Below are 1,610 nucleotides of genomic sequence, written 5' to 3' on the forward strand. Positions count from 1 at the left end.
CTAGCCTTCCTGCGTAACGCCGACTGGTCTCAGCGCCAAGCCAATGGTTTCCAAGAGGACCGTTATGGACGGAATTCTGGCACTTGCTGCAGAAAACCTGCTTTCGCCCATCATCCTGTTCTTCGCCCTTGGCTTTGCCGCGGCTCTCGCGCGTTCGGAGTTGAGCGTGCCCGAGGCCATCGCCAAGGGCATGTCGCTCTATCTGCTGCTCGCCATCGGATTCAAGGGCGGTGTCAGCTTAGCAAACCATGGCGTTGATGCGACCTTGATCCTTGCATTGATGGCCGGGGTAATCCTGTCTTTTGCCCTGCCATTCGTTGCGTTTGGTCTGCTGAGAGCGATGACAGGGCTGTCTGTCATCGACGCGGCGGCGGTCGCGGCGCATTATGGCTCGATCTCGATCGTAACCTTCGTCGCCGCGAGTTCGGTCCTGTCCTCAGCAGGTATTGCGGCCGAGGGATATATGGTCGCGGTTGCAGCAGCGATGGAGGCGCCCGCGATCCTGAGCGCGCTCTGGCTGGTTACGCGCGCAAGCGGGGGCGCGGACCATGGGGGCGGCGGCTTGGGATCCGGCATCCTGCGCGAAATCCTCCTCAATGGCTCTATCGTGCTCCTGATCGGTTCCTTCGCCATTGGCGCGATCACGGGGCAAGAGGGGCTCGCGAAGATTGAAGCCTTCATTGTGGCGCCGTTCCTGGGTGTGCTCTGCCTGTTTCTCCTGGATATGGGGCTTATCGCTGGTCGGGGTGTGCGCGAAGCACGCGGCCTGCTGCGCCCCGGATTGTTTGCCTTTGGCATTCTCATGCCATTAACAGGTGCGGCCTTCGGGTTGGCGGCGGGAGCGATGCTGGGCCTTTCCACAGGAGGTGTGGCCCTGATGATGACCTTGTCCGCCTCGGCATCCTACATCGCTGTTCCTGCAGCCATGCGCGTGGCGCTGCCCGAGGCAAATCCCGCGATCTACCTGACGCTGGCGCTGGGGATCACCTTTCCCTTCAACCTGACGCTTGGCATCCCCATCTACATGGCGATTGCGCAGGCGGTGACCGGAAGCTGAAATCATGCAGACACACAAGGCCAAGCGTGTGGAGATCACCATCGAGGCGGTGATGGAGCGGCGTCTGGCCACCGCCCTCGAAGAGGTCGGCGTGACCGGCTTTACCATCCTGCCGGTTCTGGGAGGCTCAGGGCGCTCCGGCAATTGGAGCCGTGAAGGTCAGGTCAGCCGAGCAAGCGGCATGATCAATGTGGTCTGCATTATCCGCCCCGAACGTCTGGCGCCGCTGCTTGATGCTGTTGGCGGCATTCTTGAACGCCATATCGGTGTGATCAGCGTCACTGACTGTGAAGTTCTTCGCGCGGAGCGGTTCTGACGAGATCGGCTAACGTCAGAGAATAGAATGAACTGTCTGCGGCTGTTTGGGCGTGTCCAAGGTTTGCTGACGAGGAGTCCTCTCCGGAGGACGCTGCCCTCCGGATCGCAGCCCAATGAACGACCGCGCCGCGGCTCGCCTCCGGGCTTCAGGTCGGCGGACAATGGCGGTCAAGACCTGCCATGAACACGCCGGTCATCAGCACCAGCACCGAGATTACCACCACGACCACCGCGC

Annotated in this window: 2 protein-coding genes; both read left to right on the top strand. The window is 61.6% G+C overall.

What is annotated here, in order from left to right; genetic code table 11:
• Nucleotides 1-64 precede the first annotated feature (64 nt).
• A complete protein-coding gene (locus HUK65_RS18335; RefSeq protein ID WP_179907704.1) occupies nt 65-1,057 on the top strand; it encodes a sodium-dependent bicarbonate transport family permease in 993 nt (330 codons plus the stop codon).
• 4 nt (nt 1,058-1,061) lie between these two features.
• The gene (locus HUK65_RS18340; RefSeq protein WP_179907707.1) at nt 1,062-1,373 is read left to right on the top strand and encodes a P-II family nitrogen regulator; all 312 of its coding nucleotides are present in this window, start codon (nt 1,062-1,064) and stop codon (nt 1,371-1,373) included.
• Nucleotides 1,374-1,610 lie beyond the last annotated feature (237 nt).

It is taken from the genome of Rhabdonatronobacter sediminivivens, assembly GCF_013415485.1.
GTDB classification, from domain to species: domain Bacteria; phylum Pseudomonadota; class Alphaproteobacteria; order Rhodobacterales; family Rhodobacteraceae; genus Rhabdonatronobacter; species Rhabdonatronobacter sediminivivens.

What these genes read in the sequence shown, in the direction of transcription:
- HUK65_RS18335 (WP_179907704.1), top strand. Translation starts at nt 65, where the DNA reads ATGGACGGAATTCTGGCACTTGCTGCAGAAAACCTGCTTTCGCCCATC.
- HUK65_RS18340 (WP_179907707.1), top strand. Translation starts at nt 1,062, where the DNA reads ATGCAGACACACAAGGCCAAGCGTGTGGAGATCACCATCGAGGCGGTG.